4 protein-coding genes and 1 pseudogene are annotated in these 3451 nt (G+C 70.3%); 1 reads left to right on the top strand and 4 read right to left on the bottom strand.

Going from position 1 to position 3451, the window contains the following annotated elements:
• Positions 1-487 (bottom strand): annotated as a pseudogene (locus tag G6016_RS10750) (CAF17-like 4Fe-4S cluster assembly/insertion protein YgfZ); the annotation flags it as partial.
• 38 nt (positions 488-525) lie between these two features.
• Between G6016_RS10750 and G6016_RS10745 the strand changes: the two are divergent.
• Entirely contained in the window at positions 526-1434 is a 909-nt protein-coding gene (locus tag G6016_RS10745) for an aminodeoxychorismate lyase (protein WP_182632651.1), read from the top strand.
• A gap of 161 nt (positions 1435-1595) precedes the next feature.
• On the opposite strand, the gene G6016_RS10740 is transcribed toward G6016_RS10745, so the two are convergent.
• The 3 genes from G6016_RS10740 to G6016_RS10730 form a co-directional block, all read right to left on the bottom strand.
• Positions 1596-2318, bottom strand: a complete 723-nt coding sequence (locus G6016_RS10740; RefSeq protein WP_182632650.1) for a heme-binding beta-barrel domain-containing protein — start codon at positions 2316-2318, stop codon at positions 1596-1598.
• A 209-nt stretch (positions 2319-2527) separates the two neighbouring features.
• A complete protein-coding gene (locus G6016_RS10735; RefSeq protein WP_182632649.1) occupies positions 2528-3028 on the bottom strand; it encodes a DUF8021 domain-containing protein in 501 nt (166 codons plus the stop codon).
• Positions 3029-3102: 74 nt separating this feature from the next.
• A partial coding sequence (locus G6016_RS10730) for a sulfurtransferase (RefSeq protein ID WP_277815137.1) occupies positions 3103-3451 on the bottom strand: 349 nt, incomplete at its 5' end.

Below are 3451 nucleotides of genomic sequence, written 5' to 3'. Positions count from 1 at the left end.
GAGCGTCCGGCACGGAGGCACCCGTGAGCGTCAGCACGGCGAGATCGGCCTCGGCGGGCGCGGCGTCGGCCCAGAACACCATCTTGGTGAGGAACTGCAGCAGGGGGGCGCCGCGGCCGCGCTCGGTGTCGACCACCACGGTGCCGTCGACATCGGAGAGGATCGCGTGGTGCTCGACGCGCCCGTTGGCGTCCAGGACCAGGGTTTCGGCGCCCTCGCCGTCGCGGAGCTCGGACACGTGCTGCGAGACGAATCCCTCGAGCCAGGTGAGCCGCTCGCCGCCGCCGATGGTGAGGACGTCGCGGTGGGACCGGTCGATGATCACGGTTCCCGACGTGGCGGCCCGCTGCTCACCGAATGGATCTCCGTAGTGGAGGGGGACTCCGGCGTCGGGCGAGGCGCTGTCCGCATCCACCGCCCCGGCTCGGTCCAGAATGGGGCTCCGGTAGTCGCTCTCGATCCGGTCGGGCACAGCAGGGTCGTTCACAATCGCGAGTCTACGGACCTCGCCGTAATGTTGCCGTCATGGGCACTGCAACGGACAGCACTGTGGATCGGCCGGACACGCGTCGGGTGGTCGTTCTGGTGGCCGGGGGGCCGGAGGGGCGTCGCCCCCGCGTCCATCCGGCGGATCAGCCGCTCCTGCTCGCTGACGATCTGGCGGCGGTGCGCGGTGACGGCTGTTTCGAGACCCTCCTGGTCGTCGGGGGGAAGGTCGCCAAGCCGGAGCGGCATCTCGCCAGGCTGCGGCGGTCGTCTGCCGCGCTGGAACTCGAAGGACCTTCGGACGATGAGTGGCTCGCCGGGATCACGTTGGCGGCGCGCGAGTGGGGCGCGGCAGCCGAGGGGATGTTGCGGCTGGTGCTTTCGCGCGGTCCGGAGCGTGGTGGCGGCGTGACGGCCTACATCACCGTCGCGCCGGTGGGGCCGCAGGCGCGTCGGGCGCGCGCGGAGGGGATCGGGGTCACCGTTCTCAGCCGCGGTTTCGCCTCCGATTTTGGTGAGAGCGCCCCGTGGATGCTGCTCGGGTCCAAGACGCTGTCGTACGCGGCCAACATGGCGGCTCTGCGGTACGCGACGGCCCGCGGGTTCGACGATGTCGTCTACCTGTCCTCCGACGGCGAGGTCCTCGAGGGGCCACGCTCGACCGTGGTGATCCTGCGCGACGGTGAGCTGATCAGTCCGCCGGGCGAGGTCGGGATCCTCGAGGGCACGACGCTGGGCGCGATGGCCGAGGTCGCCGAGAGGGAGGGGATCACGGTCCGGCGCGAGCGGCTGTTGGTCGCCGATCTGCTCGTGGCGGACGCGGTGTGGTTGGTGTCGTCGGTGACGTTGGCGGCGCGGGTGCGGCGCATCGACGAGGTCACGCTGCCCACGGCGGAGCCGTCGATCGATGTGGCGACGTTGGTGGATCGGGCCGTGGGTAGGGCCTGACGGGCTAGGAGAAGCCCCAGTTCACGCCCAATTTTACGACGACGACAACGGCAGCGGATACACGCACACCGGCCACCCGCCAGGTTCGGCGGGTGGCCGGTGTGTCAGGTGTAGGGCCGCTAATCTCGGGCCGTCAGCCGTCAGCCGTCAGCCGTCAGCCGTCAGCCGGCGACGCGGTGCAGCCGTGCGGACAGGCGTGGGACGAGGCCCTTCTCGGGATGGACGCGCTCTTCGACCCATCCCAGGTCGCCGCCCTCGACGATGCCGTAGATGCGCTTGGCGGCGCCCATCCGCGGGCCGGTGGGGGAGGACATGACCACGTCGGTCTCCATCTCCCACGCTGACTGGGTCAGGGGCTTGCCGTAGTACATCTCGATGACGCCGGAGGCGTGGGTGACCATGAACTCGATCTGGTCGTCCTCGGAGATCCGCCAGAAGCCCGACTCGCGGTATGCGGCCGCGTCGACGGCGCCGCCGGAGTCGAAGGTCCAGGCGCGGGAGCTCCAGGACAGGTAGTTCTCGCCGTCGTGCGAGACGATGAGCTGCTGTCCGAAGCGGTGCTGTCCGCGGTCCTCGGTGTCGGCCTCGCCTTCGCCTTCCCAGACCCCGACGAGGGGGAGCAGTGCCAGCAGGCCGGGGTGGAGGTCCGGGCCGAAGCGCAGGTTGGCCGTTTCCTCGGCGATCGGCAGTTCGGAGAACGGCGTGACGTTGCGTCCGGCGGTCTGCTCGGACCGGTGCACGGCGGCGTCGACGGCGGCGTTCCCGGAACCGGGCACGACCTGCGGCGCATCGGCCTGGTTGCCGGACGCGGACGAATCGGCGGCCGACGAATCGGCGTTGGACGGCTCAGGGGCGGACGGGGCCGGGTTCTCGGCGTCAGTCATACCGCTGTGCCTCAGGACTCGTCGGTGACCGTGCGGTAGATGATGTAGATCGCTGCCCAGGTGATCAGCAACGTACAGAGGACAAGGAGGATCGTGAAGAAGAGCGCCATGGGCAACATCTTAACCCCGAGCCCCGACAGATCGTGCCGGGGTGGCATCCAGACCCCCGCCGGATAGGGCCGGGGTGGCCGATAGCCGCCGCCGGGTGGTCAGCTCAGCGAGATCTTGGCGTTGATCTCGTGGATGAGGCAGTCCTCGGCGGGCACGGTGAAGTCCTCGCGCACCCGGGCGGTCAGCCCCACCACGGTGACGATGGTGAACTCGGCGTGCACGATCCCATCGCGGCCCGGGGGGTCGACGGTGATCTCGATGTCCCGGATCTCGCGGATCGTCGAGTACTGCAGGTGCAGGTGGAGATCCCACCGCAGCTGGGTGGCGCCGAAGCCGGTGCGGAGGCCGTTCTCGCGGCGCACGCAGTCATCGGCGAACGGGACGCGGAACGCGGCGGCCGGCAGGGTCAGTGCGGTGATGTACGTCCGCACCGCTTCCTCGCGCTCCTCCGGGGAGTACGGCCCGGGGTGATCGGGAATCGCGGGGGAGGTGCCCCGCCGCTGATCGATTCCCACGAGGACGGTGGAGGCGACCGAGGCGCCGACGGCGACAATGGCCGCGCGCCCGGCCAATCCGAGTGACCTGGACAGGAAAGACATGCCGTCGAGCTTAGTCCGCCGGCGACTCGCGTGGGAGGCACCGACGGTGACCTGCGCTGCTGTGAGCCGGGGGCCTACCGCTCGACCGGGACGCCGATCAACGAGCCGTACTCGACCCAGCTGCCGTCGTAGTTGACGACATTCGACTGCCCCAGCAGCTCGTGCAGTACGAACCACGTGTGGCTGGAGCGCTCGCCGATGCGGCAGTAGGCCACAACGCGGCGGTCCGGGTCGTCGATGAGGTCGGCGTAGATGCGGCGCAGCTCGTCGTCGGGTCGGAAGGTGCCGTCGCGCGTGACGGCCCGGTTCCACGGCACGGAAACGGCGCCGGGGATGTGCCCGCGCTGGCGCCCGCCCTCCTGGGGCAGGCCGGCGGGCGCGGAGAGTCGGCCGGTGAACTCGTCGACCGACCGGACGTCCACG

Source organism: Dietzia aerolata, assembly GCF_014144865.1.
GTDB lineage: Bacteria > Actinomycetota > Actinomycetes > Mycobacteriales > Mycobacteriaceae > Dietzia > Dietzia aerolata.
This window is presented reverse-complemented; position numbering and strand designations above follow the sequence as displayed.

Coding starts and splice junctions, on each gene's coding strand:
- G6016_RS10745 (WP_182632651.1), top strand. CDS start 526: ATGGGCACTGCAACGGACAGCACTGTGGATCGGCCGGACACGCGTCGG.
- G6016_RS10740 (WP_182632650.1), bottom strand. CDS start 2,318: ATGACTGACGCCGAGAACCCGGCCCCGTCCGCCCCTGAGCCGTCCAAC.
- G6016_RS10735 (WP_182632649.1), bottom strand. CDS start 3,028: ATGTCTTTCCTGTCCAGGTCACTCGGATTGGCCGGGCGCGCGGCCATT.